The sequence below is a fragment of the Acinetobacter seifertii genome, from assembly GCF_016064815.1.
Lineage (GTDB): Bacteria > Pseudomonadota > Gammaproteobacteria > Pseudomonadales > Moraxellaceae > Acinetobacter > Acinetobacter seifertii.
This window is the reverse complement of sequence record NZ_CP065820.1, coordinates 2725715-2751140: the sequence shown is the minus strand read 5'-3', so window position 1 is coordinate 2751140 and position 25426 is coordinate 2725715. Positions and strand designations below refer to the sequence as shown.

Annotated in this window: 24 protein-coding genes and 1 riboswitch; of the genes, 10 read left to right on the top strand and 14 right to left on the bottom strand. The window is 38.2% G+C overall.

What is annotated here, in order from left to right:
- Positions 1 to 34: 34 nt before the first annotated feature.
- From I8T81_RS12760 to I8T81_RS12750, 3 genes are all read left to right on the top strand, one after another.
- Positions 35 to 634, top strand: coding sequence for an IMPACT family protein (locus I8T81_RS12760; protein ID WP_004702645.1), 600 nt, complete (start codon positions 35 to 37; stop codon positions 632 to 634).
- Entirely contained in the window at positions 627 to 1238 is a 612-nt protein-coding gene (locus I8T81_RS12755) for a DapH/DapD/GlmU-related protein (RefSeq protein ID WP_198071370.1), read from the top strand. Before I8T81_RS12760 ends, I8T81_RS12755 begins: the two co-directional genes overlap by 8 nt.
- A 156-nt stretch (positions 1239 to 1394) precedes the next feature.
- Positions 1395 to 2237, top strand: a complete 843-nt coding sequence (locus I8T81_RS12750) for a universal stress protein (protein ID WP_004702641.1) — start codon at positions 1395 to 1397, stop codon at positions 2235 to 2237.
- Positions 2238 to 2353: 116 nt separating this feature from the next.
- Here the strand turns inward: I8T81_RS12750 and I8T81_RS12745 are convergent, their stop codons facing one another.
- The 6 genes from I8T81_RS12745 to I8T81_RS12720 form a co-directional block, all read right to left on the bottom strand.
- Entirely contained in the window at positions 2354 to 3022 is a 669-nt protein-coding gene (locus I8T81_RS12745) for an O-methyltransferase (RefSeq protein ID WP_004702639.1), read from the bottom strand.
- A 196-nt stretch (positions 3023 to 3218) separates the two neighbouring features.
- Positions 3219 to 3941: a D-Ala-D-Ala carboxypeptidase family metallohydrolase gene (locus I8T81_RS12740; protein ID WP_174742285.1), complete on the bottom strand. Its 723-nt coding sequence runs from the start codon at positions 3939 to 3941 to the stop codon at positions 3219 to 3221.
- 131 nt (positions 3942 to 4072) lie between these two features.
- On the bottom strand, positions 4073 to 4396 hold the full coding sequence (fdxA, locus tag I8T81_RS12735; protein ID WP_003650851.1) for a ferredoxin FdxA: 324 nt from the start codon (positions 4394 to 4396) through the stop codon (positions 4073 to 4075).
- Between the two features lie 345 nt (positions 4397 to 4741).
- A complete protein-coding gene (locus tag I8T81_RS12730) occupies positions 4742 to 5272 on the bottom strand; it encodes a GNAT family N-acetyltransferase (RefSeq protein ID WP_151741863.1) in 531 nt (176 codons plus the stop codon).
- 64 nt (positions 5273 to 5336) lie between these two features.
- On the bottom strand, positions 5337 to 7982 hold the full coding sequence (gene mutS, locus I8T81_RS12725; protein WP_134263330.1) for a DNA mismatch repair protein MutS: 2646 nt from the start codon (positions 7980 to 7982) through the stop codon (positions 5337 to 5339).
- A 356-nt stretch (positions 7983 to 8338) separates the two neighbouring features.
- A complete protein-coding gene (locus tag I8T81_RS12720) occupies positions 8339 to 9250 on the bottom strand; it encodes a LysR family transcriptional regulator (RefSeq protein WP_198071369.1) in 912 nt (303 codons plus the stop codon).
- A 102-nt stretch (positions 9251 to 9352) separates the two neighbouring features.
- Between I8T81_RS12720 and I8T81_RS12715 the strand changes: the two genes are divergently transcribed.
- The 7 genes from I8T81_RS12715 (at position 9353) to I8T81_RS12685 (ending at position 17807) form a co-directional block, all read left to right on the top strand.
- Positions 9353 to 10543, top strand: a complete 1191-nt coding sequence (locus I8T81_RS12715) for an MFS transporter (RefSeq protein ID WP_198071368.1) — start codon at positions 9353 to 9355, stop codon at positions 10541 to 10543.
- 680 nt (positions 10544 to 11223) lie between these two features.
- On the top strand, positions 11224 to 11766 hold the full coding sequence (locus I8T81_RS12710) for a TetR/AcrR family transcriptional regulator (protein WP_198071367.1): 543 nt from the start codon (positions 11224 to 11226) through the stop codon (positions 11764 to 11766).
- Between the two features lie 275 nt (positions 11767 to 12041).
- Positions 12042 to 12980 carry a CDF family Co(II)/Ni(II) efflux transporter DmeF gene (dmeF, locus tag I8T81_RS12705; protein WP_151760962.1) on the top strand — a complete coding sequence of 313 codons (939 nt, stop codon included), beginning with the start codon at positions 12042 to 12044 and terminating at the stop codon, positions 12978 to 12980.
- Between the two features lie 102 nt (positions 12981 to 13082).
- Positions 13083 to 13195, top strand: a riboswitch (yybP-ykoY riboswitch).
- A gap of 11 nt (positions 13196 to 13206) precedes the next feature.
- Complete coding sequence (locus I8T81_RS12700) at positions 13207 to 14286, top strand: sodium:calcium antiporter (protein WP_228269887.1); 1080 nt, start codon at positions 13207 to 13209, stop codon at positions 14284 to 14286.
- A 345-nt stretch (positions 14287 to 14631) separates the two neighbouring features.
- Positions 14632 to 16023, top strand: a complete 1392-nt coding sequence (locus I8T81_RS12695) for a putative bifunctional diguanylate cyclase/phosphodiesterase (RefSeq protein WP_151684548.1) — start codon at positions 14632 to 14634, stop codon at positions 16021 to 16023.
- Positions 16024 to 16493: 470 nt separating this feature from the next.
- The gene (locus tag I8T81_RS12690) at positions 16494 to 17426 is read left to right on the top strand and encodes an LpxL/LpxP family acyltransferase (RefSeq protein ID WP_039250617.1); all 933 of its coding nucleotides are present in this window, start codon (positions 16494 to 16496) and stop codon (positions 17424 to 17426) included.
- A 144-nt stretch (positions 17427 to 17570) separates the two neighbouring features.
- Entirely contained in the window at positions 17571 to 17807 is a 237-nt protein-coding gene (locus tag I8T81_RS12685; protein WP_151749669.1) for a hypothetical protein, read from the top strand.
- Positions 17808 to 17910: 103 nt separating this feature from the next.
- On the opposite strand, the gene I8T81_RS12680 is transcribed toward I8T81_RS12685, so the two are convergent.
- From I8T81_RS12680 to I8T81_RS12645, 8 genes are all read right to left on the bottom strand, one after another.
- Complete coding sequence (locus I8T81_RS12680; protein WP_198071366.1) at positions 17911 to 19266, bottom strand: dihydroorotase; 1356 nt, start codon at positions 19264 to 19266, stop codon at positions 17911 to 17913.
- Positions 19256 to 19816: a gamma carbonic anhydrase family protein gene (locus I8T81_RS12675; protein ID WP_198071365.1), complete on the bottom strand. Its 561-nt coding sequence runs from the start codon at positions 19814 to 19816 to the stop codon at positions 19256 to 19258. The genes I8T81_RS12680 and I8T81_RS12675 overlap by 11 nt, the downstream gene beginning before the upstream one ends.
- A 128-nt stretch (positions 19817 to 19944) precedes the next feature.
- Positions 19945 to 20847 carry a GTP cyclohydrolase FolE2 gene (gene folE2, locus I8T81_RS12670; protein ID WP_198071364.1) on the bottom strand — a complete coding sequence of 301 codons (903 nt, stop codon included), beginning with the start codon at positions 20845 to 20847 and terminating at the stop codon, positions 19945 to 19947.
- 151 nt (positions 20848 to 20998) lie between these two features.
- Entirely contained in the window at positions 20999 to 21223 is a 225-nt protein-coding gene (locus I8T81_RS12665; protein ID WP_052319507.1) for a helix-turn-helix domain-containing protein, read from the bottom strand.
- A gap of 139 nt (positions 21224 to 21362) precedes the next feature.
- On the bottom strand, positions 21363 to 22367 hold the full coding sequence (gene cydB / locus I8T81_RS12660; RefSeq protein WP_077162526.1) for a cytochrome d ubiquinol oxidase subunit II: 1005 nt from the start codon (positions 22365 to 22367) through the stop codon (positions 21363 to 21365).
- Positions 22364 to 23797 (bottom strand): cytochrome ubiquinol oxidase subunit I, encoded by a 1434-nt coding sequence (locus I8T81_RS12655; protein WP_077162525.1) that lies wholly within the window; start codon positions 23795 to 23797, stop codon positions 22364 to 22366. Before I8T81_RS12655 ends, cydB begins: the two co-directional genes overlap by 4 nt.
- 146 nt (positions 23798 to 23943) lie before the next feature.
- Complete coding sequence (locus I8T81_RS12650; protein ID WP_019457368.1) at positions 23944 to 24402, bottom strand: DUF2946 family protein; 459 nt, start codon at positions 24400 to 24402, stop codon at positions 23944 to 23946.
- A gap of 281 nt (positions 24403 to 24683) precedes the next feature.
- The gene (locus I8T81_RS12645; protein WP_151684539.1) at positions 24684 to 25349 is read right to left on the bottom strand and encodes a TetR/AcrR family transcriptional regulator; all 666 of its coding nucleotides are present in this window, start codon (positions 25347 to 25349) and stop codon (positions 24684 to 24686) included.
- Positions 25350 to 25426 lie beyond the last annotated feature (77 nt).

Genomic DNA, 25426 nt, shown 5'->3' with positions numbered 1-25426 from the left:
TATAATTTGATTTTTATTATGCTTTATTTATTTTATGGCTTTTACGATTGCGTCACCTGTTACATTTGAAGAAGAAATTAAAAAAAGTAGATTTCAGGCGATTGCTGCGCCAGTAGAAAATGAGCAACAAGTAAAAGAATTTTTAGAACTCAATAAAGATATATCGACCACACATCAATGTTGGGCGTGGAAAATTGGACATAACGTCCGCTTTAATGATGATGGCGAGCCATCTGGTACGGCAGGGCGGCCAATCTTGGCGACTATTGAAGGTAACGACTTAACTAACATCATCGTGATGGTGAACCGCTGGTATGGTGGCATAAAACTTGGAACTGGTGGTTTAGTACGGGCTTATGGTGGTTGTGCAGGGCAATCCTTATTGTTAGCTGAACGAATTGAACTCATTGCAAAGAAAACCATTCACTTTTCTTGTCATTTTAATGAATGGGCTATTTTTCAATATGAACTTTCACAACATCAAATAGAATACCAAGAAACTTATACCGCAACAGGTGTAGATATTGAAGCTAGACTACAAGTCCACCAAATTGAACCACTTGCTTTGAAACTTCGCGACGTTACGCGTGGCCGTGAAGAATTAAAAGTTGAGGAGGAATTAACTGATGACTGACTCCTTACTCAAGTACCGTGAGCAACATAAACACCGTTTAAATTATATGCCGTGGTTATATTGGACACTAAAACCTAAAAACCGTGCATGGGCTGAAGAGTGGCAAAAAGAATATCAGACTTATTTAATGGACATGGAGACAGTCGAGATTGGTGAGAACTGTTTTATTTCACCTTTAGCTCATATTTTTGCCGAGCCTGGTCGAAAAATTAAGATTGGTGATAATTGCTTTATTGCAGCCAACTGTAGTTTGCATGGACCGCTTGAGATTGGTAACGAAGTCGCAATTAACCATCATTGTATTTTAGATGGTGGGCGAGCTGGCATCAAATTACATGACCAAGTTCGTATAGCTGCTTATTGCCATCTCTATGCATTTGATCATGGTATGCAACTAGACCGTCCACTTTACCAACAGCCTGTTCGGTCTCAGGGAATTGAAATTGAGCAAGATGTTTGGTTAGGTGCGCATGTAGGAATAAAAGACGGTATTAAAATTGGAAAACATGCGGTTATTGGTATGAATAGTATGGTGACTAAGGATGTCGAACCCTATCATATTGTGGGGGGAAACCCAGCGAAATTTATTCGCTTAAGAGAGTAATACAGTCTTAAGAGTGTAATAAAATGTTTGATCTTTAAACAAAAAAGTGGATTTTAATACATAAACCTTAACATACAGATTTTTATCTATGTTAAGTTAAAGCTAAGTTATAGAAAAATCTCCAAGGCAAATAGACCTGAAGAAGAGAGGCAAACAATGAACCGTGTTATTGCGTGTATTGACTCATCACCTTGTATTAATGCTATTGCAGATGCAGCAGCGTGGGTTGCAAAAGCAACTGGACGAGAGCTTGTATTATTACAAATTCTAGATTACTACCCAGCAAGTTATCACCTTGGTGAGATTAGTGGGGTAATCGGCTTTGAAAGCAATGCGATGTTGCTTAAAGAGTTAGCTGAATTAGAGCAAAAACAAAGTGAACTCGCTTTAGATTACAGCAATAATTTACTCAGACATATTTCTGACCTAATTAAAGAAAAACACGGAATTACATGCTCAAAAATTCAAGAAAAGGGTGATTTTTTAGAGCAAAGCTTTAATCTCCTCGATGAAAATGACATTGTTATTTTAGGTCGAGTTGGCGAAAGAGCAGCTGAAAAGCACAAACCTATTGGTAGTAATGTTGAAAATTTCATTCGCGGCGCGAATTGTACAGTGTTGACCATTGGTGAAAACTTTAAAGTGCCAACACGTTTTATTTTCGCCTATGAATATTCACCAACATGTCAAAAGATGATGCGCCGTATTGCCCAAAGTGACCTATTACGGACTTTACAATGCCATTTAGTGTATGTGGGTGATCATCCTGAAATATTAAATGAACCTGAGCATTATCTTAAACAAGCTGGTCTAGAGGTTGTCACTGTTTATCGCTATGGTGATGTAGCTCAGAATATTCTTGAATATCAACAAGAGCATGGTATTCAAATTATTGTTCTTGGTGCATTTAGTCATAGCAAGATTCATCAGTTCTTCTTGGGAAGTATCGCAACGACGATATTCCGAAATGCAACTGTGCCTTTACTTGTAGCTAAATGATGAGATTTGCATATAGTTATCCGCAAATGTTGTGGATAACTATATGGAAAAGCGAGGGTAATAAAAGTAATCTATTGATTATAAATAATAAAATAAAAAAGATGATTTTTTGATCATTATTTCACAATCGCTATAGCGAAACCATCATGACCTTTTGAGCCAACCGTTTGTAAAGCTGTGCAAGACAGAATTTGCGGATGATTTTCGAGGGCTTTAAAAGTTTCGCGAATACCTTCAATACTCGGTTTTTTGTTTTCAGGATTTAAAATATCGCCACCACGGATGACATTGTCTAGCACAATAATCGTACCTGATTTTGAAAACTTTAAGCTGAGTTCCAAATATTCAGGATAACCCTGTTTATCGGCATCAATAAATATAAAATCGAAAGGTTGAATTGACTGTGGGTCAATTGCTGAAAGGATATCTGCAGCACGGCCTGCTTTTAGCTCAACTTTTACAGGAAGATTCGCATGGTCGATATTTTTTTGAGCCATTTCTGCATGAGTATCACGGCCTTCAATAGTCAGTAAATAACCATCTTCAGGCAGGGCACGTCCTAGCCAAATGGTACTGTAGGCTGCAAAAGTTCCAATTTCTAAAACACGCTTGCAATTATTCATCTGAATAAGCATTTGCAAGAACATCCCTTGGTTTGGAGCAACCGCAAGATGATTTGAAAAGCCGTGTTCGTCGGTATTTTTTAATGCAAAGTCGAGTCGAGGATCTTCGGGAATTAAATGTGAGTCGATATATTCGTCAATGTCTGTCCACAACTGCTGCATAGTCAAATTTACCTGTATGTTGATAGGCGTATTTTAAACGTTTATGACTAGAGTGCAAAAATCTTCGGATTAAGAAATTTTGGTTGATTATGGAATGTACAAATTCTTAATTAATTTCAGTGTTTTTCTTACTAGGTTATATAAATGAGAACAACAAAAATCCCCTAATGCGAAAGTGTATTAGGGGACATTAATTTTAAAAATTACACATTGAAGTATTACGGGTTAAGTCAGGCCCCCAAGTACGATAGCCTTGAGTATCAATATGGATTTGTCCTGAACTATATAAACCAATACCTAGGTTTAAACTTTGGCCATGTTGAGCCCAGAATTGACACAATTTAAACTTTGTATTTTCAATAAATGCATAGTCTTGTGGCTGTGGAATTTCTGGTCCAATACGAAAATCGATGGCTGAGTTAAACAAATGCTTAGACGAACTTGCACCACCAGCACACTGATTTAAAGGTAAATCACGATACACCGAGGTTACTTCAAAGTCAGTTAGAACTTTTGCCGCAATTAAATATTTAAAGACACGTAAAGTCGATAAAGAGTTATTCCAAAGTTCACGGTTTGGAACAGCATATTCTGAACTGCCACATTTTTGCCAATCGCGAGCTGATCTTAATAATTCAAAGCTTGGTACGATGCCTGCAACATTATTACGCGCTAGAAATTTTTCATATTCTCGTACACGCTCATAATGATCGCCAGTATTTAACCAGGCACGATAAGAAGCAGGCTCAACTTTAGGTGGAATAGGACGTTCGATAATAACGCGCTCTTGAGGAATAAAAATGCGTTTACCGTTTGGAGAGGTTTTGCCTGTTGTTGTGTGTTGGGGAGAGCTGACGCAACCTACCATAATCGCTGGGATTATGCATAAGGGCAACATACTCTGCAAAAACTTCCGCATAAGAAAAATCAAAAGCTTAATAAATATTGCGCTTATTTTAATGCAAAACAGTGCACAAATTACGAGGAATTTGCAATGAAATGTTTGAATAGGGTATAAAAAAGATCAGCGGTTGCTGATCTTTTTTGAAATTATTTTTCTAGATACTGTAACTTATCTGGTTTGCCGTTCCATTCTTCACGGTCAGCAGGTTGGTCACCAATTTGAGTAATGTTAGGCCACTTTTGAGAAAGATCTGCATTTAATTCAATAAATACTTCCTGACCTTCTGGTAACTCATCTTCAGAGAAAATTGCATTTGCAGGGCATTCTGGTTCACACAATGCACAGTCAATACATTCATCCGGATTAATCACTAGGAAATTCGGACCTTCGTAAAAACAGTCTACAGGACAAACTTCTACGCAATCTTGGTATTTACATTTAATACAATTTTCAGTGACAACAAAGGTCATGGCGACAGCTACCTAAAAAATATGGTTTCATTTCGAATAGCTTATTTTAGGCAAAAAAGGGGTAAACAAACAATTGCTTTTATTGATATTGTTTATTTATACATATGAAGATAAGTTAATACATTGATATTTAAAACAATGTTGTGAGCTTGAGATTGGCCAAATTGTAAAATTAAGATAATAATATGTTTTAAAAAACAACAGTTTGAATAAATTTTTGCATATAGTTGCAAATGTCATTTAGGTCAAGGTATCTATTTGATTAGATACCTTAAATACAACTTTCAGTTTTAAATTTTGCTTTTATACCGAACTGATATCCAAAAAAACTTTAAATATCGAGACTTAAAGTAAGCAAAGCAAATGAATATCTTCTGGTTCAAGCTCCCATAAGTGCTGATCTGGATGTCCTAATACTACTGCGCCATGCTTGATATAAAAGTCGACAGTACGTTTACTCGGTGTGGCTGAAATATAAAGTTGCAGCGCGCCCAGTTGCTTAGCTGACTCTTTGGCTGCCTGCATGAGTTTTGCACCAATACCTTGACCTTGCTGGTCTGCATCGACATAAAAGTATTGCAGTAATTTTGCATCTGGATAATCAGCAATGTGTTGATTCGACACGACACTAATGCCAACTAATTTTTCAGATGTATTAAAAGCACCTACAAATGAAGCACCTTGTTGATAGAGTTCTTTTAACTTCGGTGGGTCATTTTCTAAATGATAGTCATCCCAATTTTCAACATCGTAAAAACAATCTGTTAATTCGAGTTGTTCTTGTTTTTGTATATAGAGTTGGGTAATGAGTTCACGTCGACTAATGTGTTGCCAAATTAAATCGATCTCTGTGTATTGTAGTGGCCTTAAGAAAATAGAAATTTTATTCTCCTTAAAGTAAGAGCAAACATGCCCATAGACATGTTTGCTCAATCAATGATTATGATTTAAGTGCAGCTTTTAGTTCATAAAGTTGTTCAAGTGCTTGGCGAGGTGTCAAGTTATCGACTTCAATTTGCTTAAGCAAATCTAGGGCAGGTGAAGGCACTTCAATTTCAATCACTTTCTCTATGACTTGCGTACTTGATTTAGCATTTGAATCTAAAGTTGCAAACAAATCATCTTGAACACTAGTTTGTAAGTGTTGCTGTTGTTGCTTCTCTAAAATGCGTAAACGTTTTTGAGCTTCTTTAATGACATTAGCAGGAATACCAGCTAATTTCGCAACTTGTAAACCATGACTTTGACTTGCAGGACCTTGTTGAACTTTGTGCAATAAAATCAGGTTACCGTTAAGCTCTTGCGCTGTCACATGATAGTTATCGATACCTGCTTCACTACCTAACTCAGTCAATTCGAAATAGTGCGTGGCAAATAGACATAAGCATTTTACGCGCTTGGTTAAATCAACCACACAGGCCCATGCCAAAGAAAGTCCATCGTAGGTACTGGTACCACGGCCAACTTCATCCATTAACACCAAAGACTGATTGGTTGCATGGTGCAAGATTTGTGAAGTTTCAGTCATCTCGACCATAAATGTTGATTTACCTGTCGACAAATCATCGGCTGAACCAATACGTGTGAAAATACGGTCAATTGGGCCAAGCTTGGCGGCTCGTGCAGGAACATAACTACCGCAGTAAGCGAGTAAACTGATTAATGCAGTTTGACGCATAAAGGTAGATTTACCACCCATGTTTGGGCCAGTAATAATTGCCATGCGGTGCTGAGCATCAAGGAAAGTATCATTTGGTGTAAATGGTGCTTTATTTAAAGCTTCAACAACAGGATGGCGACCACCTTGAATCTTAATACCGGTTTCTGGGGTAAATTCTGGTCGCGCCCAATTATTTAAACGTGCTTGATAAGCAAAGTTTGCAATTACATCAATGTGCGCAATTGCCGAACTCATCATTTGTAGGTGAGCAATATTTTCACGGAGGTTTTCAAGTAAAGCTTCAAATAATGCTTTTTCACGTGCTAATGCACGAGACTCACTCGATAAAACTTTATCTTCAAAGCTTTTTAGTTCAGGTGTGATGTAACGCTCTGCATTCTTTAAAGTTTGACGGCGAATATAGTCGGCAGGGGCTTGTTCAGCTTGAGCACGCGTAAGCTCAATGTAGTAGCCACTCACACGGTTATAGCCGATTTTTAAGGTGTTAATGCCCGTGCGTTCACGCTCTTTTATTTCTAAATCAATCAGGAATTGACCTGCATGATCACGAATTTTACGCAGTTCATCAAGTTCTGCATCATAACCTTCTGCAATTACATTGCCATCACGAAGTAATACAGGCGGGTTTTCAACAATGGCTGCCATCAAGTGTTGATGAAGCGATTTAAAGTCACCAAGTTCTTGATCGAGTTGAATTAATAACTTGGATTTTTTTGATTGAATAACAGGCGTTAAAGCATTTCTTAAAAATGGAATTTGTGCGCAAGCATGACGAAGCTGAACTAAATCGCGTGGTCGAGCACTACCAAGCGCAACACGGCTAAGAACACGTTCGATATCACCAATTTCTTTAAGCACTAAACGAACTGGAGTTTCGTGATAGCCTTGAATGAGCTGTTCAATTGCATCTAAGCGGGCATCGAGTAACGCCGTATCACGAACAGGTTGCATGAGGGTACGGCTGAGTAAACGGCCACCCATTGCAGTTTGGCAGTCATTTACCAGTTGGAATAATGACGTACCATGTTCAAACAAAGGTTCAATAATTTCTAAATTACGGCGTGTAATTGGATCAAGCGCAATAAAGTCTGTGCTTTGTTCTAAAAGAATAGAACGAATATGCGGTAACGCCGTTTTCTGAGTTTCTTTAGCGTAGTGAATCAGAGCCGCTGCGGCAGCCTTAGCTAACGGTAATGTATCGAGTCCAAAACCAGAAAGCGTCGATACAGAGAACTGGTCACATAAGGTTTTTTGTGCGTTATTTAAATTGAAATCTACATTTGGACGCTTGGTTACAGGGCAATCTAAATGCTTTTTAATTTGTTCAATAATATTCGGGTCAACCAGATCTTCATCAATCAAAATTTCACTTGGCATGAGGCGAGCAAGTTCAATTGGAAGTTGTTCAGGTTTGTAGTCTTGTTGTTGAACTTTAAAAATACCCGCGCTTAAGTCGAGCAAAGCAAAACCGATTTGATTTTGATGAATACATAACGCAACAAGGTTGGATGACTGATAGCTTGTAAGTAGTGCGTCGTCGGTTAATGTACCAGGTGTAAGAATACGAACAACTTTACGCTCAACAGGGCCTTTACCAGTAACTTCACCGACTTGTTCGCAAATGGCTACTGTGCGACCTGCTTTGACAAGGCGAGCAAGATAACCTTCGGCTGAATGGTAAGGAACACCCGCCATTGGAATCGGGTTACCGTTTGCTTTACCGCGATGGGTTAGGGTGATTCCTAAAAGTTTGGCTGCTAAGTGTGCGTCTTCAAAGAAAAGTTCATAAAAGTCGCCCATACGATAAAACAGCAACGCATGTTGATAATCTTTTTTGACCTTGAGATATTGCTGCATCATTGGAGTGTGGTTAGAGAGATCGGCCATGATTTCAGCGCTATTCATGCGTAATAAACCCTTAAAAAAAGCAATAATATTTTACGGTTGGTCATCTAACCAATTCTAATAACTTCTGTGTGAATTGGACTTAATCTAAGAAAAAAGTATACCTTTTCATGTACCTTTTTTATGTCAAAATTGAGTCAACAGTGTGTAAGAGCTTAACTTAATTTCTCACGGTTGCCATCTTAACAAATTGAGACTGATTCGCAAAAAGGATTCCTAAAATGAGCGAGGAAATAAGCAACAAAAAGAAAGCGACCTGAGCAGTTTGAGTATAAGACAGACTGACGATTGGCAGTCCTGATAAAACTGACATAGTTAAATATGTCGATTTCAGAATGCGTATGAAATGATAGGTTTTATAAGGATACATGCCCCAATTTCTGTTGTATGAAATCTATAAGCGCTCTTGTTTTAGCAGGCAAATAACGACGATCTGAATAAAGTGCAAACAATTGCAGTGGCGCTACCGCTTGTTCAAACTCAATCTCGATCAGACGACCATCACTAATATAAGGTTGGCAAGCATGTTTCGATAAAATTGCAAACCCAATACCTGCTACAGCAGCTTGGCCCGCCATTTCTCCGCTGTTTACCCGATAGTGTCCTTTAACCTTGATGGTCTCGAATTCCCCCTTTTTATTAACAAATTGCCAAGGAGCACCTTTGAGCGCACTGACTGTTGTAATACACGGTAATTCTTCAAATTGTTGAATATGAGTAGGGGTGCCATAACGCTGAATAAGAGAAGGGGCTGCCACAATGGTGCAAGGGATAGTCACCAGATGACGAGCGATATAGTCACTGTTATCCATTTGACCGCGGCTAATAATAATAGCTAAATCCAGATCATCTCGCAGAGACTCAAAACCTGACAAATTTGTGACACAGCTTATTTCTAAGTCTGGATACTGACAGGCAAATTCTGCAATAACAGAACCTAGCAATGCAGGGCCTATTTCAGTGGGAATACAGATTCTTAAAGGACCCTTGAGCTGCATTTGCCGCAACGTTAACTCTGTCTCCGTTTGCTCAAGCGCTTCGAGTAATGGCTTTGCTCTGGTATAGAGTAGCTGCCCCGCCTGAGTGACTTTCATATGTCGGGTGCTGCGCTCAATGAGCTGAAGATCGAGTTTTTCTTCTAACTGAGAAATACAGCGACTTACGTTTGATGTCGGCATTTCAAGGAGTTTCGATGCACCCACAAAACTTTCTCTTTCAACCACAGCAACGAACACTTTCAGGGTATTAAAATCCAGAGCCGGACGCATTAATTGTCCCATATTTGATAATAATAAATGCAATTTTTACCATATAATCAATACTATTGATAGCAGTTAAACTCGGACATCTTTTATCTATAGGTTACTGCGATGTGCCTAGCCAAACAGACGTTTAATCATAAAGCCCTCATGTGGATAGCCACTGTGATTGCTTTCGTCCAGTTCACGAATGCACTGGAATATATGGTGTTTAATCCTATTTTTGTTTTTATGGCGACAGATTTCGCAGTGCCAGTATCATTCTCAGGTTATGTTTCAGGGATGTATACGCTTGGCGCAGTCCTTTCAGGAATTATTGCTTTTTACTGGATTGATCATTTCAATAAAAAGCGCTTTTTAATTATCAATATGGCGCTGTTGGGTCTACTAACACTTTTAACTACCTGCACATCTAGTTTTAGTCTTCTACTTGCACTTCGATTTTGTGCAGGGTTGGTTGGTGGTACTACCATGGGAGTGGGTATCAGTATATTAATAAACAACGCACCGCCTAATTTACGGGGGAAAATGTTAGCGACGGTGATTGCATCATTTTCAATAGTAAGTATTGTCGGAATGCCCGCCATATTATTTGTATGCACTCACTATGGTTGGCATGTGGCTTTGTGGCTCATAAGTGGATTGTGTGTGTTGGCATTGCCACTTATTGTATTGCTTATACCCAAAGACCAAGTCTCTTTAGATATGCTTCGTGCGCCGCCTTTAGATGCAGATACTCTATTGTTCGCCTCTGCTAATGCGCTCGTACAGTTTAGTCCTATGTTGGTTATTCCTATTTTGGCACCCTTAATGATTCAGCAGTTGGGCGCTTCGCAATACCTACTGCCTTGGCTATTTTTTAGCGGGGGTGTGATGGGCTATGTATCTACAAAAATTACAGGGGCGTTAACCTCCCGTTTTTCTGCTTTACTACTGGCTACAGCTTCGACTCTAGTCTTTATACTCAGTTTGCTTATACCAATGCTTGGCTATCAGCATGCAGCATTATTTATTAGTTTATTTCTCGGTGCATCTTATAGTCGTTTGGTGTCATCTTCAGTGGTTACGATGCAGTTTCCTAACGACCGACAACGAGCTGGATTTTCTTCATTACAGACATCCATCATGTATTTGCTGACAACAGTTGCATTTTTCTTATCTGCCTTTTTATTACCTGCTCATGGCATGACGCCACAAAGTGTAAATACGTTACTGGCGGTATGTGCAATTTCCGCAGCAGGGTTCCCAATATTGGTTATTATTTTGCAAAAGAAGCTGGCTAAACGTGTGCCTATAAGCTAATTCTAAAGTCACTATTTTTCCGTACATTAAAATAGTGACGACTAAATCTATAACGTGTAAATAGTATTGAAAACGTAGCATTTTGGGGAAGAAAAACGTCTTTTTATAAACCCCACTTTAACAATAACTCAGGCATTATTTATCCTTACTTTTTAATGATCTATTTTAAAACAAATGTCATTTTGTATGCTTGACTGCAATAAACTTGGGCACTATCCTTTGCCTGCTGGCCTACATTGCCAGTCGGTTGTCGCAGACCGTGTCATAGAAGCATTAAAGGTTTTATATCTTTAGTGTGTACACCCTCGCGCCCCCTCTATGGTGGAACGGAGGGGGACACCTTTGGGTGTGCTGGATCTATGACCAGTCTGCGAACCCCCTTCGTTCTGCCACCATAATTTTAATGTCGGCAGAACTCCCAGTAAAAAGGAGTTGGCTTTGCACATCCATTATTTGGCAGCCTTTGCCAAAAGCTATAACGACACGGCTTAAAAAAAATACAGCAGCTTGAACGCCGTAGGGTTTTCAGGCTTTAGTCATTTTTACTTAAAACTTAGCAACAAAAAACTTGAGATGTGCCAAGCACCGTCTTACGGCTTTGCTGTGCCTTTTTTTCTCCCAAAAGGGCACAGGCTTTTTATCTCATTTAGAAACAACAAGAATTTTATAACGGTAAAACTATGCGAAATTTAGAAAGCTCTTCCAAAAAACTACATGTAGTTCAAACTGCCATACAACTCATTACGGCGCATGGGTTCCACAATACAGGCGTAGACCTGATTACTAAAGAAACCAAAATTGCCAAAGGTACGCTTTACAATTATTTCCACTCGAAAGAAGGCTTAATTGAAATGTGCATCGCCTTTCAAAAAAGTCTGCTCAGAGAAGAAGTGCTTTCCATTATTTACTCAAATCGTTACTACAGTTCAAAAGATAAACTTAAAGAAATTATTGTGTTACATACCAATTTAAACAGCCAGTACCATCTTTTAATTAAAGCTATTTTTGAAATAAAACTGCTTTATCCAAAGGCTTATCGAATGACAGTTGAATACCGAAAGTGGTTGCGCCATGAAATTTTTGACCTGATTTTTAGCGGAGAAATCCGCGAGCCAAAATTCGATGCCCACATGGTGGTAAACCTGATCGATGGTTTGCTGTTACAGGTTTTAAGCTTAAATAGTTTGAAAGAAAGGGATGAGGTGTTGGAGCAATTTTTTTAAGTTTAGTCTGAGTTATCTGATTGGTTCAGATATAGATTTTTTGTGAAAAAATTGCAAGGAGTGCTCTAGATGCTTTCATAGGCAGCTCTATGAATGGATGCACTCAGCCATTCAGAGTGCCTCAATCTATAGTGGTTTTGAAATATAGTGGATCAATTTTAGGTGATGACTAAGTAAAGATTTCTCTAAAAATTTTCTGGTCTTGGTCGTGATGTAACTTATTTTTCTTCAAAAAAATATATACTATGGGGGAGTATTAATAAAAGACCATAAATATGGAAATTAACAGCAATTTAGAACGTTACCATTCTCATCAGTTTGATGAAGGAAACCCGCTTGCTCAAAAGAAAATTTTGATCGCAACGATTTTAACTGCCGTGATGATGGTTTTTGAAATTGTGGGTGGATGGATCTTTAACTCCATGGCTCTTTTAGCTGATGGCTGGCACATGAGTTCACATATGGTTGCTCTAGGGTTGGCCTATGTTGCTTACAAAATGGCTCGCCGTTATGCCCATGACAAACGCTTTAGTTTTGGAACTTGGAAAATCGAAATTTTAGGTGGATATAGCAGTGCAATCATATTAATGGTCGTTGCACTGTTAATGGGATTTCAATCTATTGAGCGATTACTCCATCCTGTTGATATTCATTATAATGAAGCTATTTCTATTGCTGTTGTGGGGTTGGCAGTCAATTTAATTTGTGCGTGGTTATTACATGATAATCATGAACATCACCACCACCATCACGACCATGAGCATAGTCACCACCATCATCATGATCACCATCACGATTTAAACCATAAAGCTGCGTTTCTACATGTGGTTGCCGATGCTGTAACTTCTGTATTAGCCATAGCCGCACTTATAGCGGGTAAATTTTTTGGATGGAATTTTTTAGATGCTTTATTGGGTATTGTAGGGGCGATACTGGTTGCACAGTGGTCATGGGGGCTTTTGCGTGACACAGGAAAAACGTTATTAGATGCTGAAATGTCACATCCAGTAGTCGCTGAAATCCAAGAAGTGATTGAGCAATTATCACAAGTGAAAATTACAGATTTACATGTATGGAAAGTCGGTAAAGGAAAATTTTCATGCATTTTGGCTTTAGAAACAGACCGAACAGATTTAACGCCCGATTCAGTTAAAAAGGCTTTGTCTATTCATGAAGAAATTGTACATGCCAGTGTAGAAATACATTTTATTTAGTCGATAAAGAGAGCTTTAAAACCGACTGTGAATTTTTAAAGCTCTTGATCATTTTGTCAGACCATTTTTGTAGAGTTACTTTTCAATCACTGGTAAACTTCACCTATTGTCATTGGGGAGTAGCCATTCCTAGTACCCAACTAGGAAGACCACGTCAACAAACTTGAGATCAGTATCTCATGGCGTGTTCAGCCACTGTATACACAGTGTGAGCTAGGCGAGACCTTTGGCCGCAACGTACTTTGCTAGTCGGGCGAAGAGCGTTGTCGCGCCAATGGTTTCTTATTCGCCCGGCTGGACTATTCCTATGCTCCTCACGTTCATCTTATTCTTTGTGTCCGCCGCGGCAATTTACCTAGCCTGTGAATATTTCGTCAATGGAATTGAATGGTTTGGTAAGCGTCTTAATCTTGGTGCAACAGCAGTAGGCTCGGTACTCGCAGCTTTTGGTACAGCGCTACCTGAAAGTGCGGTGACCTTTATGGCCGTCGTATTTGGTGATACCCCAGAACAAAAAGACCTTGGTGTTGGTGCTGCAATGGGTGGCCCATTGGTTTTAGCGACCTTGGGTTACGCCGTAGTCGGTCTGGTATTGATGCTTCATCGCAAAAAATTAGCTCGAACTTCGCATAAAGTTCAAGTTGATTATGCCCGTTTAAGCCGAGATCAAGTCTCGTTCCTTGCTATCTTTGTTTTAAAAGTAGCGCTTGGTTTAGTCGCATTTGCCATCAAACCTTGGTTAGGCATTCTATTTTTAGCGGCTTATGCAGCTTATGTTTGGCGTGAGATTAAGGAAGCTGATACATCTTCCGATGAAGAAGACCTCGAACCGCTCAAGTTCCGTCCTAATACAGCCGAACCGTCACTAGGGTGGGCTGGTCTACAGGTATTGGTCGCTTTAGTTGTAATTAGTGTTGCGTCGCATACTTTTGTTGCTCAGCTTGAAGCGATTGGTACAGCGCTAAGTTGGCCGCCACATTTGGTTGCTTTATTACTGAGTCCAGTTGCTACCGAATTACCTGAGATTATGAATGCGCTGATTTGGGTACGCCAAGGTAAAGAGCGTTTGGCTTTAGCGAATATTTCTGGTGCCATGATGATTCAGGCCACCATACCAAGTGCATTAGGTATTTTCTTTACGCCGTGGCGCTTTGATACCTTGTTGTTAGCCTCTGGCATTATTACTGCATTAGCGATTGTGTTTCTGTGGAATTTATTCCGCCGTGGCACAGTCGATGACCGATCATTGGTTGCAGTAAGTGCGCTGTATGGTGTTTTCGCAATTTTAGTTGTGATTTATCTCTGATAAACATTAACGCGCTGGACATGTGCCAGCGCGTTTCAGTCGTCGTATTTGCTATTGATTAGATAATCTTAAGAAACGATGAGCTAATAACCTTGTAAAATCGGTAAATAATTAACCAATTGTCTTATTTTTCATAACTTATGCCCTGTACCTTAGTAGCAGAGGCTTGTACCCTGAGTGAATCATAATTTAAACTTATGGGGTCTTTGAAAAGTCCTCTTTTTTGACTAAATTTATTAAACAAATGAACTTTATTTTGTGTAATAAAATACTTTCTAAACACATAAAAGATAAATAAAAACTTTATAGAAAATTAAGTTTGATTGTTAAATTCTGAAATAGAGCATGAAGGGCAATGTTACTGCTTTTGTTATATTTATGGTTGATTTACCTATGATAGCTTCGTCTTACTTAAAAAAATGTAAAAATAATTACCACAACATAAAAGACCAGCAGCTTACCATCGCAGCTAAAGCAAATATCTTTATTTGTATTATTTTTTGCCTGTTCTGGACCATATATTTCGCATTTTCAAAAATGTGGATCATTGTTTATATGGATATCGTTTTTACACTGCTTTCCATTTTTAGTTTTTTTCTCATTTATATAAATCGAATTTCAGCGGGTATTCTTTTATCTCAAGCTGTTCTACTTGTTTTTCCAGTCGTTTTTTGCGTATTTTTTGATATAGCGACTACTCATCATCCTCAAGTTGCTCATTTGTTTTTGCCTGCTGGGGCAATATTAGGATACTTAAACTACCGCAGAAATCCGAGTTTCTTACAACTCGTTTTAATTTTACTGTCAATCGCGTGCTTTATATTTTTTAGTGGCAGCTCTTTTACTTTAGAGCATGCTATACCGCTATCGGAACATACTCGGAGTCATGGTCGATGGATTGCAATTTGCGTCGCCACGCTCATGATTTGTATATCCATCTATACTATGCAATTAGAAATACAAATAGAAGATTCCATGGCGAAAGACTTACGTTTAGCACTGGGAAAAGAGCAATTTGAATTGTTTTATCAACCTCAAGTCAATGCTTCTGAAAAGTTAATTGGTGCTGAGGCTTTACTCAGATGGCATCATCCTGTTTTAGGTTCTGTTCCCACACAAGATTTTATTCCTGCGGCACAAACTTTAGGACTAATGCCTGAAATAGGTACATGGGTTTTAGCTCAAGCCTGCAAAGTTTTACAAGATTGGAGTAAACAAGAACAGACTAAAGATTTGACACTTTCAATCAATATTAGTGCTGATCATTTCATGCAAGCCAACTTTGAGGAAACTGTAATTTGCATGATTCATAGATATGACATAAATCCATCTCGGCTTATCTTGGAAATTACTGAAAATATTGCTTTGAACAATTGTGTGAGCATGATTGAAAAAATGAATTCCTTATCGGAAAGAGGAGTTCAGCTTTCTCTTGATGACTTCGGAACAGGTTATTCATCTTTAAGTTATTTGCAAAAAATGCAAATTAGACAAATCAAAATTGATCGTAGCTTTGTACAGGCAGCGTTGGATGATAAACGCAGTTATAAATTAGTCTCGGGTATTGTTAAAATTGGTCTAGATTTAAACCTTCGAGTGTTAGTAGAGGGAATAGAAACGGCCGAACAATTTTATGCTTTTAAAAATAATGGTTGTATCGAGTTTCAAGGTTATTTATGGGGCGTACCAATGCCGTTAAATGACTTTATTAAACAGTTGCCAACTTTTAATAAATAAGTAAAACAGATCTAAATTTTATTCTATAGTAGTGACATCTCATAAAATAATAGAACACAGCTATGCCAAGAGAATATAAATATTACCAAGTAGGTTCAACACATTATAATCTTGAACAAGTTGTTAAATTTACAACCAGTTCTGATTTAAGTTCTGTTCTTGTTCGATTCGCAGATGGCTCAGACGTAGAGTTTACTTTTGAAAATGAAGATGAATATTCGGAATTTCTGCAAGTCATACGAGGTGTGGATTTCTAATTTTTATCTATGATTTATAAACTAATTTATATAACTAAAAGCATATAAGTAATTGTTAAATATTATATAATTTTTAAAGAAAATATGGTGGGTCGTCATTACGCGATATAAATTTTTCTAATAAATTAATCTACATATTAAGACACACTTTGCAAACGGATGTAGATTCGGGCTGTGTTAGGATGAAGACCTATACCTCTAGATATTTACAGTATGACGAAATCTGAACCGCAGTATCAATCTGGGCAGTTTCAATTTTCCTTTCTATCATTAAAATATTGGGGTATCTGGTTCGCAGCTTTTATTCTCATGTTTCTTGCCTACTTGCCTTGGGCAATCCAGTGGCGTTTAGCAAAGGTTTTCTCAAAAATTGCTTGGATATTATTAGCTTCGAGACGGAAAACAACATTAAGAAACTTACAAGCTTGTTTCCCTGAAAAAACACCTGAGCAAATTGAAGCCAAAGCAAAACTAGTCTTTAAAGATACCATGATAGGGATATTTGAAGCCTTAAACGCTTGGTATTGTCCTGAATGGTTTAAAAAAAGAGTTCGTATAGAAGGCTTGGAACATCTGGAACAGAATCGGGATAAGGGTATCTTGTTGTTAGGCACACATAGTACTTTACTAGATGCTGGTGGCGCTGCGTGTACCTTATTTTTTGATATGGATGTGGTGTATAGACCGCAAAACAATCCTTTTATGGATTTTCTCATTCATCGTAGTCGTGCTCGAGTTTATAAAAACCAAATTGCGAAAGACAACATGCGTAGTTTAATTTCGAAACTAAAAAATGGTCATGCAATCTGGTATAGCCCTGATCAGGATTTTGGTTTGAAGCAGGGTGTGATGGCATCATTCTTTGGAATACAGGCGGCAACAGTAACAGCCCACCGTAGACTCATGGATATTTCAAATGCTGTTGCAATACCGCTATATTTTTATAGAAGTGGTGATATTCGAAACCCTCAATACAATGTGCTCGTCGAACCTAAACTTGAAAACTTTCCAAGTGAATGCGAAGTAAATGATGCTGAACGCGTCAATAAAATTATTGAGAACCAAATTCGAATCGCCCCAACACAATATATGTGGTTCCATAGACGGTTTAAAACTCGTCCGATTGGTGAAGCAAAATTCTACTGATAGATTTTGCTTTCATTATTTAAGATTGAGTTGCTTGTTATCTTTGCTTAGTAGCTTACACTCTAGTACAGATCAGCACTTGTAACTAGCTACCGACTTATGTCTTACTTTAAATTCCAGTACTACAATAAAAAGGAATTTTGTATGAAGTACATTAAGTATATTTTCGCTGCATTGGTCATCGCGCTTTCAGCTCCGACCTTTGCACAAGACCATGGTTATCGCGAATCACATCATGGTTATGGTCATGCTTATCACGGTATGCATCATGGTAAAGCTTATGCTTATCATGGCAATCATCATGGTAAAGGCTACTATCATAATAAAGCACATCGTGAACGTGGTTTTGAACGACATCATGACAGACATGGTCATTGGTAATTCAACGCACTACAAAAAATCCCGCAATATTTTGCGGGTTTTTTATGGTTCAATCTGAACAAGTTATAGCATCTAATTTAATTATTTTTAAATTTCACTTGAGTTATCTGTCTATGTCCAATGCTTTACCTCGACAACTTAAAAATAACTGATTTTGATGCCAAGCCAACTGTCCTGAAACAATAGTTGTATCAACTTCATAGCGAAAGCTTTTGTTTTGAAATGGAGTCCAGTTACATCGCATATAGTTTTTTTGATCTTTAACAGTAATAGCTTCTTTATTTTCTTTAAGCAGAACCAAATCTGCCCAGTAGCCTTCGCGTATATATCCTCGATCTTTGAGTTTAAATAAATCAGCGACTTGGTGTGATGTTTTCTTCACCATTGTTTCTATACTTATTTTTTTTTCTGCCACAAGTTCCATGAGTGCTGGAACAGCATGTTGAACCAACGGAAGGCCAGATGGTGCTTTTAAATAGGATTGTTGTTTTTCCTCCCATGTATGCGGTGCGTGATCTGTACCAATAATATCTAAGCGATTAGTTTGAGCGATGGCAGTGATAAGTGCATCTTTGTCTTGTTGAGTTTTAATGGCTGGATTACATTTAATTAAATGGCTAAGCGCAGCATAGTCTGATTCATCAAAACTAAGGTGATGAATGCATACTTCCGCAGAAATATGCTTTAAATTTAAGGGCAAATCTTTAAACAAGCATAATTCTTTGGCTGTACTAATATGTAAAACATGCAGTTGAGTTCCATATTTTTCTGCTAAAGACACTGCTAAACTTGAGCTTTCAAAGCATGCTTGTTTATCCCGAATTTTAGGGTGCATATGTGCTGGAATGTTTGCGCCATATTTCTCAAAATATAATTTTTCTCTTTCTTTAATGCGCGGTGTATATTCGCAGTGCGTTAAAAGAATGGTTGGGACATTTGCAAATAAACGTTCAAGCACTTGTGGATCATCTACCAACATATTGCCAGTAGAGGCGCCCATAAAAACTTTTACACCGCTGATGAGCTTGGGATTAAGCTGTTCAACAATATCTAAATTTGCAGAACTTACTCCAAAATGGAAGGCATAATTTGCCATGCTATATTGGGCGGCTATTTGTTTTTTTTGTATTAAGGCATCTAAAGATAGGGTTGGTGGATTTGTGTTTGGCATATCCATATAACTGGTAATTCCACCAATGACTGCTGCCATAGATTCCGAAGCAATACTGCCTTTATGGGTTGAGCCTGGATCTCTAAAATGGACTTGATCATCGATCATTCCGGGAATTAGCCAGTTTCCGTTAGCATGAATTGTTTTAGCGTTAACAACATGAGGAATGCTTGGTGCAATTTTTTTGATCCGTCCATCTTGAATAAGTACATCTACACATTGCTGTTTTCCCTCATTCACTACATTGGCATCTCGAATAATAATTTTAGAATAGGGTTTAAAACTCATTGTGTAATGCCTTATAGCCTTTAACCAACTCAATGTTTGTTGAGACAACACTCTCTGAAAATTCACTGATAGAGATATCAACCGGAGGGTATTGCGCTAAGTCAGTTTTAGGGTTGATGTAGCTCATTGCGGGAACATAAAAATGGTTCGGTAAATCACGGCCGTCGACGACTGCGTTATGGCGAATAGCGCTGTAATTACCGACCTTGCAGTTAAATATGACGCTGTTGAAACCCACGAAAACATGATGACCAATTTCACAAGGCCCATGAATAATTGAACGATGAGCAATTGATGTACTTTCACCAATCACTACTGATGCACCAGCTTTGGAGTGAATCACAACACCATCTTGGATATTGGAATTTGCGCCAATGATAATAGGTTGCATTTCTCCATTTTCGTCGGTTTCATCTGCACGAATTACGGCATAAGGGCCAATAAATACATTGGCATGAACAATGACCTTGCCACAAATAATAGCGGTTTGATCGATATAGGCTGATTGATCAATAACAGGGAGATGGCCAGATGGGTTTTTACGTAGCATGGAATTACCGTTTAGATCAGTTTATTTAAGTTGAGATGGTGAGAGGGATAAGCTGAAACTATTTAACTCATGGGAAATACAGTTTTTTAAACCCGATAACGCGTAGTTTCAGTTGGTTATAGAATGTCCTACCACTGCCAAGACCCTTGAGCCACAGCATCATGTGCATGCAGACTTTCTGCATGAGTCACTCTAAATTTGAAACCATGAATATATTTGTGATGTATAAATGAGCCATAAAGTCGTCTTAATGCATCTTCGCAGAACATTAAATTTTGACCGTTGGCAACCGCAAATGCTTGTTCATCAACCCGTTTTACAGCAGTTTGTACGGGTGTCATTAAGGCTAGTTCAGCTTGGTTTATAAATTCGATGAGTGGAATTTCATGAAAGTCTTGGTTTAATTTAAATTGAAGTAGGGCAAAGCTTCTTTGGCTATGTGGCGTTGCTGCAATTGCATCGGTGGTATTTAACCAGCTCATAATGTCTTGTGGATCAAGCCGAATTTCTTGGTTTTGTAAGGCTGACTCAAACCGTTGTTGAATAATATTTCTTGAAAGTGCAGCAGAGCATGGACAGGTTGAAGAATAGGGAATCTCGACTTTTAATTCTGCCTCGAATTGATCATTAAAGAGTTGGCATGACAAAACAAAAGGATAACTTTTCCACCCTGAAAGCTTGCTGACTAATGCTGGTCGTTCGATATAAAGGCTACTGTGAATTTCAATTTTTGCATGCTGTGATAAATCTTGATGGCTTTCTAAAAAGTCTTCTAAGACTAATTTTAGATCGAGCATATTAATATTTTTGAGGGATGTTAACTCTAAAAGGCGTGTATACAGACGTGACATATGGATGCCCTTTGCTAAGGGATCATCTAAACTGACATAAGCATTGACGTGACTTGAGCATAAAGTATTTTCAATACGGACTGGTAAGGCGATGTTTTCCATACCGACCCAATCAAGGCGGTAACTATAAGCATTTGGTAAAGTTGGCTCGGCAGAGATATCTGGGAGAACAAGATTCATTTATTAAGAACTTAAATTATGAAATTAATGTTATGTTATAACATAACATTAATAACTGGCAAGTTTGCTAGATGGCTTAAGTACCTTGATAAATTTTAATTAAGTAAAAAATAAAGAAGAAAAGACCATGCTTGTGCATGGTCTTTTCTTGTTAGGTAAGATTTTTCAAAACAAATTCGGGTGATTTAATAAATAGCCGAATAAGTGCTTGAGACGGTTTAGAAGGGTGCCTAATTCCTCTTTCCCAACTTTCTAAAGTGCGTATTGATATTCCTAGCTTACTTGCAAGTTGGGCTTGTGAAATTTTCATTTGTCGCCGTGCTCTGATAATTTCATAGCCAAACTCTTGCTCGTGCATTTGCATGATGGAGGGCATATCCACTGTGTGATCCTCCTTTAATAAGCAAGCTGCAAAAGTAATCTAAAGAACATTGCAATAGTGAGTAGACTTAAGAAACCAGCAACCCAGAGTAAAATAAACCATTGGAATTTCGATAATTTCATGTCATTTACTCTTAGTGATAACCTTCATCACCTACACGTACTTTGTCCCTAAACACCCAATAAGCCATAATGGTATAGATGATGATAATAGGGATAAGTACGAGCGCGCCTATAAGCGCAAACAATTGACTATTGGCAGGCGCTGCGGCTTCCCAAATCGTAATTGATGGTGGAATAACGTATGGAAAAATGCTAATCAGAAAACCGGTATAGGCTAAAAATACTAAAGCCAAGGTATATAAGAAGGGCATTGATTCTTGCTGTTTTTGACAGGCTTTAATGGTGAGATAAGTAAAAACTACGACCAGAATAGGTACCGGACTAAAGTAAAGAAGCTGATGCGCATTGAACCAGCGTGCTGCAATAACCGGATGAGCTAATGGGGTATAAACACTCACAGCAATAAAAACTAACAATAGCGTCATAATTAGTTTTGGCATTAAGCGATACATACTCGTTTGTAATTGCATTTCAGTTTTCATAATGAGCCAACCGCAACCAAGTGCTGCATATACAATGATTACGCCGAACCCTGTAAAAACTGAAAAAGGCGTTAACCAATCTAATCCGCCACCTGCATAGCGACCATCAATAACATGGATACCTTGAATATACGCACCAAGAATGACGCCTTGTAAGAAACTTGATAAAACAGAACCTCCAATAAAAGCAGCATCCCATAGGTATTTGGTTCGATTCGCTTTAAATCTGAACTCAAAAGCGACACCGCGAAAAATTAGAGCGATCACCATGAGAATAATAGGTAAATATAAAGCAGATAAAACTGCTGAATAAACCATCGGGAATGCCGCAAACAAACCAGCACCGCCAAGTACCATCCATGTTTCATTACCGTCCCAGACAGGTGCAACGGTATTCATCATTACATCGCGTTCCTGTTGGTCTTTGATAAAAGGAAACAAGATTCCAATGCCTAGATCAAAACCATCAAGTACAACATATATAAATACGCCAATTGCAATAATGACAATCCAGATCAAAGATAAATCAATCATGAAGATGCTCCTTGTTCTTGATCATCAATATCTTCATCAGTTGCACTTAGAGGGCGCATTGGTGTTTTAAAGTGTCCAACACCGCCAACCTCATTAACTTGGCTATAAATGAACTCAGGCCCTTTATTGATCAATTTCAGCATGTAATAAATGCCGATTCCAAATACGATGCAATAAACCAAAACAAAAATAATGAGCGTGAGTCCGACTTGTTCGGCAGATACAGGAGATAATGCATCTTTAGTTCGCATGACACCATAAACAACCCAAGGTTGACGTCCAACTTCTGTAGTAAACCAACCTGCAAGTAAAGCAATAAAACCTGACGGGCCCATAACTAAAGCAAAGCGATGAAACCATTTACTCTCATAAAGCTTGCCAGTTTTTCTTAGCCATAATCCTGTAAGTGCCAAAAGCAGCATAAGCATGCCAAGCCCGACCATAATTCGGAAACTCCAAAATACTACAGTCGAATTCGGACGATCTTCTGGTGCAAAATCTTTCAAACCTTTTACGCTTCCGTCTTTGGAGTGAGTAAGAATTAAGCTTCCAAGATTTGGAATTGAAATCGCATACTTGGTGCGTTCTTCTTGCATATCTGGAATACCAAATAAGTACAGTGGCATTCCCTCGTTATGATTGGTTTCCCAATGACCTTCCATTGCTGCAAGTTTTGCTGGTTGATGTTCTAAGGTATTTAAACCGTGTGCGTCACCGACAAAGATTTGTACTGGCGCTAAAATTAAAATCAGCCAAAGAGCCATAGAAAACGACTTTTTTACTAACTCATCACGGCGACCTTTAATTAAATGCCAAGCTGCAGTACCTGCTACAAGTAAAGCTGCAACCATAAAAGCTGCGATTGCCATATGCGCAAGTCGATAAGGGAAGGAAGGGTTAAATACAATTGCAAACCAGTCTTGAGGAACTATGATGCCATTCTCAATTGAGAACCCTTGAGGGGTTTGCATCCAGCTATTTGAAGATAAAATCCAGAACATTGAAATACAGGTACCTATCGCAACCATAAGTGTTGCGAAGAAGTGAGCTTTTTTACCCACACGGCCCCAGCCAAATAGCATAATTCCTAAAAAACCGGCTTCCAAGAAAAAAGCACTAAGAACTTCATAGGTGAGTAAAGGGCCTGTAACTCCACCTGCAAATCTTGAAAATTCGCTCCAGTTGGTTCCAAATTGATAGCTCATGACCACACCAGAGACAACGCCCATTCCAAATGCAACCGCGAAGATTTTGACCCAATACTTAAAGAGATCTTTATATATAGCGTCATTGGTACGCAGCCAACGCCATTCTAAAACAGCAAGGAAGCTTGCAAGACCAATCGAGATTGCAGGGAAAATAATATGAAATGAAACGGTAAATGCGAATTGGATTCGAGCCAATTCAAGTGCTGTTAAACCTAGAGTCATACGAGCACCTCAAATTTTATTTGATTTGCTAAAACGACAGTTGTAGTTATCTCTACCCGTTTAAGAGCATGATTTTGAAAAGAAAGCATTACTATAATCTCTTGAAAAATATATTTTTTTCAAAACATAAAGTTTTGAGTATCAAGTTAGACTGATAGTAATAAAGGTGGGGCGCGGCCTTGGGGAATAAGAAAGAGCTGTTGAAGCTTAAAGAAAACATGAAAAAAGTTTTCTAGAAAAGCAAGAAACCGAACCTGAATTCTGACTAGAATTTGCTTTAAATCCAGATCTGGCAAAGGCAACACGTGACTGTAAACAACACAGTACTGACATTGATGACCCGCATCATGATGATGTGTCGTATTTTGCTTCGCTTCAGCTTTAATGACGGAAGAAGAGGTCATATCATGCATTTGATGATGAGATAAATCATCATGATGCATTGAATGGTGAGAATGCTGCTCTGGAGAGTGATTGAGTTGAAGTGCTTGGGCAATAGTCTCACATACTGGAGAAACTTGATATTTCTCTGGTAGTAATGGCTGTAAGAAAACAGCGATTTGTAACAAGATTGCTGCTAAACCAAGCAATCTGCCTAAAACCATTGACACCCAAATAATCACTTTATGGAAATCAGTTGCGCAACACTATAACAAAAAATCTGACTTCTTAAAGGCATAAATAGATTTTTTTATAAAACTTTGATTTTTGCTATTTTATAAGTTTAATTAGCCTACTGATAAGATCCCTTCAGTAGGCTGATTAGAGATAATTAGATTCAGTTTTTGGGACGAAAACTTATTGGTTCTTACTAAGTAGAGGAGGGTGATCTGACTCCATAAACTTTGACATCTAATAAACAGTTTTAAAAATACTAATTTCTAACTTATAACCGTTTATGGCCAATAGAAAATTGAATGAAATTAACAAGATCATCTTCAAGGTCTAATAGTTCAGTAAATTTGTTCTGGCAAATATAACGAAAGATAATTTCATAAGCGCCACCAATTGCTGCATCGTAAAATAAATCTGGGACAGCCACCCACTGATCGGGCTGAGTCTTTTTAATAACGGTATGTATAGATTTAAGTCTTTTGCCTAATTCAGCGAAGAATAAGTTACGTTGTTCACGACAACGATTCCCTGCATTTGGAAACTCGATTGCCCAAGCTTTGGTAAAGTCTTGTTCGCTATTACACAGATGTAAGTAGGCGCGGACGGAAGATCTAATCCATTGATCGGCATCATTACTCTCAAGTTTAATATCAGAGAGAACTTGTTCAAATAAAGCTTTTCTACCTAAAGCATCCGCGGCTAAAAAACAATCTTCTTTATTTTCAAATATTTCATAAAAAACCTGTTTAGATACACGTGCTCTTTTAACAATGTCTGTAATGGTTGTAGCGGTAAATCCTTTTTCTGCAAATGCACTAATCGCTGCTTTAACCAAACGACGTTGCTGCTTTTCACGTGTTTCTTCAGTTAACAGGCTGGTTCTACCTCTGGGTAAGCCTGCTGCTTGAGTATCGTAAGCGCCAGAGAGTTTTTCCACACTAAATCTTCTAATATTTTGAAATCTTGCTAAAACTAACATTAACCGCTTTTTGGCTCAAGATTGTTTTTTTAAAC

What these genes read in the sequence shown, in the direction of transcription:
- cydB (WP_077162526.1), bottom strand. Translation starts at nt 22,367, where the DNA reads ATGATTGATTTATCTTTGATCTGGATTGTCATTATTGCAATTGGCGTA.
- folE2 (WP_198071364.1), bottom strand. Translation starts at nt 20,847, where the DNA reads ATGAATCTTGTTCTCCCAGATATCTCTGCCGAGCCAACTTTACCAAAT.
- I8T81_RS12710 (WP_198071367.1), top strand. Translation starts at nt 11,224, where the DNA reads ATGCGAAATTTAGAAAGCTCTTCCAAAAAACTACATGTAGTTCAAACT.
- I8T81_RS12680 (WP_198071366.1), bottom strand. Translation starts at nt 19,266, where the DNA reads ATGAGTTTTAAACCCTATTCTAAAATTATTATTCGAGATGCCAATGTA.
- mutS (WP_134263330.1), bottom strand. Translation starts at nt 7,982, where the DNA reads ATGAATAGCGCTGAAATCATGGCCGATCTCTCTAACCACACTCCAATG.
- I8T81_RS12685 (WP_151749669.1), top strand. Translation starts at nt 17,571, where the DNA reads ATGAAGTACATTAAGTATATTTTCGCTGCATTGGTCATCGCGCTTTCA.
- I8T81_RS12755 (WP_198071370.1), top strand. Translation starts at nt 627, where the DNA reads ATGACTGACTCCTTACTCAAGTACCGTGAGCAACATAAACACCGTTTA.
- I8T81_RS12745 (WP_004702639.1), bottom strand. Translation starts at nt 3,022, where the DNA reads ATGCAGCAGTTGTGGACAGACATTGACGAATATATCGACTCACATTTA.
- fdxA (WP_003650851.1), bottom strand. Translation starts at nt 4,396, where the DNA reads ATGACCTTTGTTGTCACTGAAAATTGTATTAAATGTAAATACCAAGAT.
- I8T81_RS12665 (WP_052319507.1), bottom strand. Translation starts at nt 21,223, where the DNA reads ATGCCCTCCATCATGCAAATGCACGAGCAAGAGTTTGGCTATGAAATT.
- I8T81_RS12675 (WP_198071365.1), bottom strand. Translation starts at nt 19,816, where the DNA reads ATGCTACGTAAAAACCCATCTGGCCATCTCCCTGTTATTGATCAATCA.
- dmeF (WP_151760962.1), top strand. Translation starts at nt 12,042, where the DNA reads ATGGAAATTAACAGCAATTTAGAACGTTACCATTCTCATCAGTTTGAT.
- I8T81_RS12760 (WP_004702645.1), top strand. Translation starts at nt 35, where the DNA reads ATGGCTTTTACGATTGCGTCACCTGTTACATTTGAAGAAGAAATTAAA.
- I8T81_RS12655 (WP_077162525.1), bottom strand. Translation starts at nt 23,797, where the DNA reads ATGACTCTAGGTTTAACAGCACTTGAATTGGCTCGAATCCAATTCGCA.
- I8T81_RS12690 (WP_039250617.1), top strand. Translation starts at nt 16,494, where the DNA reads ATGACGAAATCTGAACCGCAGTATCAATCTGGGCAGTTTCAATTTTCC.
- I8T81_RS12740 (WP_174742285.1), bottom strand. Translation starts at nt 3,941, where the DNA reads ATGCGGAAGTTTTTGCAGAGTATGTTGCCCTTATGCATAATCCCAGCG.
- I8T81_RS12720 (WP_198071369.1), bottom strand. Translation starts at nt 9,250, where the DNA reads ATGCGTCCGGCTCTGGATTTTAATACCCTGAAAGTGTTCGTTGCTGTG.
- I8T81_RS12650 (WP_019457368.1), bottom strand. Translation starts at nt 24,402, where the DNA reads ATGGTTTTAGGCAGATTGCTTGGTTTAGCAGCAATCTTGTTACAAATC.
- I8T81_RS12715 (WP_198071368.1), top strand. Translation starts at nt 9,353, where the DNA reads ATGTGCCTAGCCAAACAGACGTTTAATCATAAAGCCCTCATGTGGATA.
- I8T81_RS12750 (WP_004702641.1), top strand. Translation starts at nt 1,395, where the DNA reads ATGAACCGTGTTATTGCGTGTATTGACTCATCACCTTGTATTAATGCT.
- I8T81_RS12695 (WP_151684548.1), top strand. Translation starts at nt 14,632, where the DNA reads ATGAAGGGCAATGTTACTGCTTTTGTTATATTTATGGTTGATTTACCT.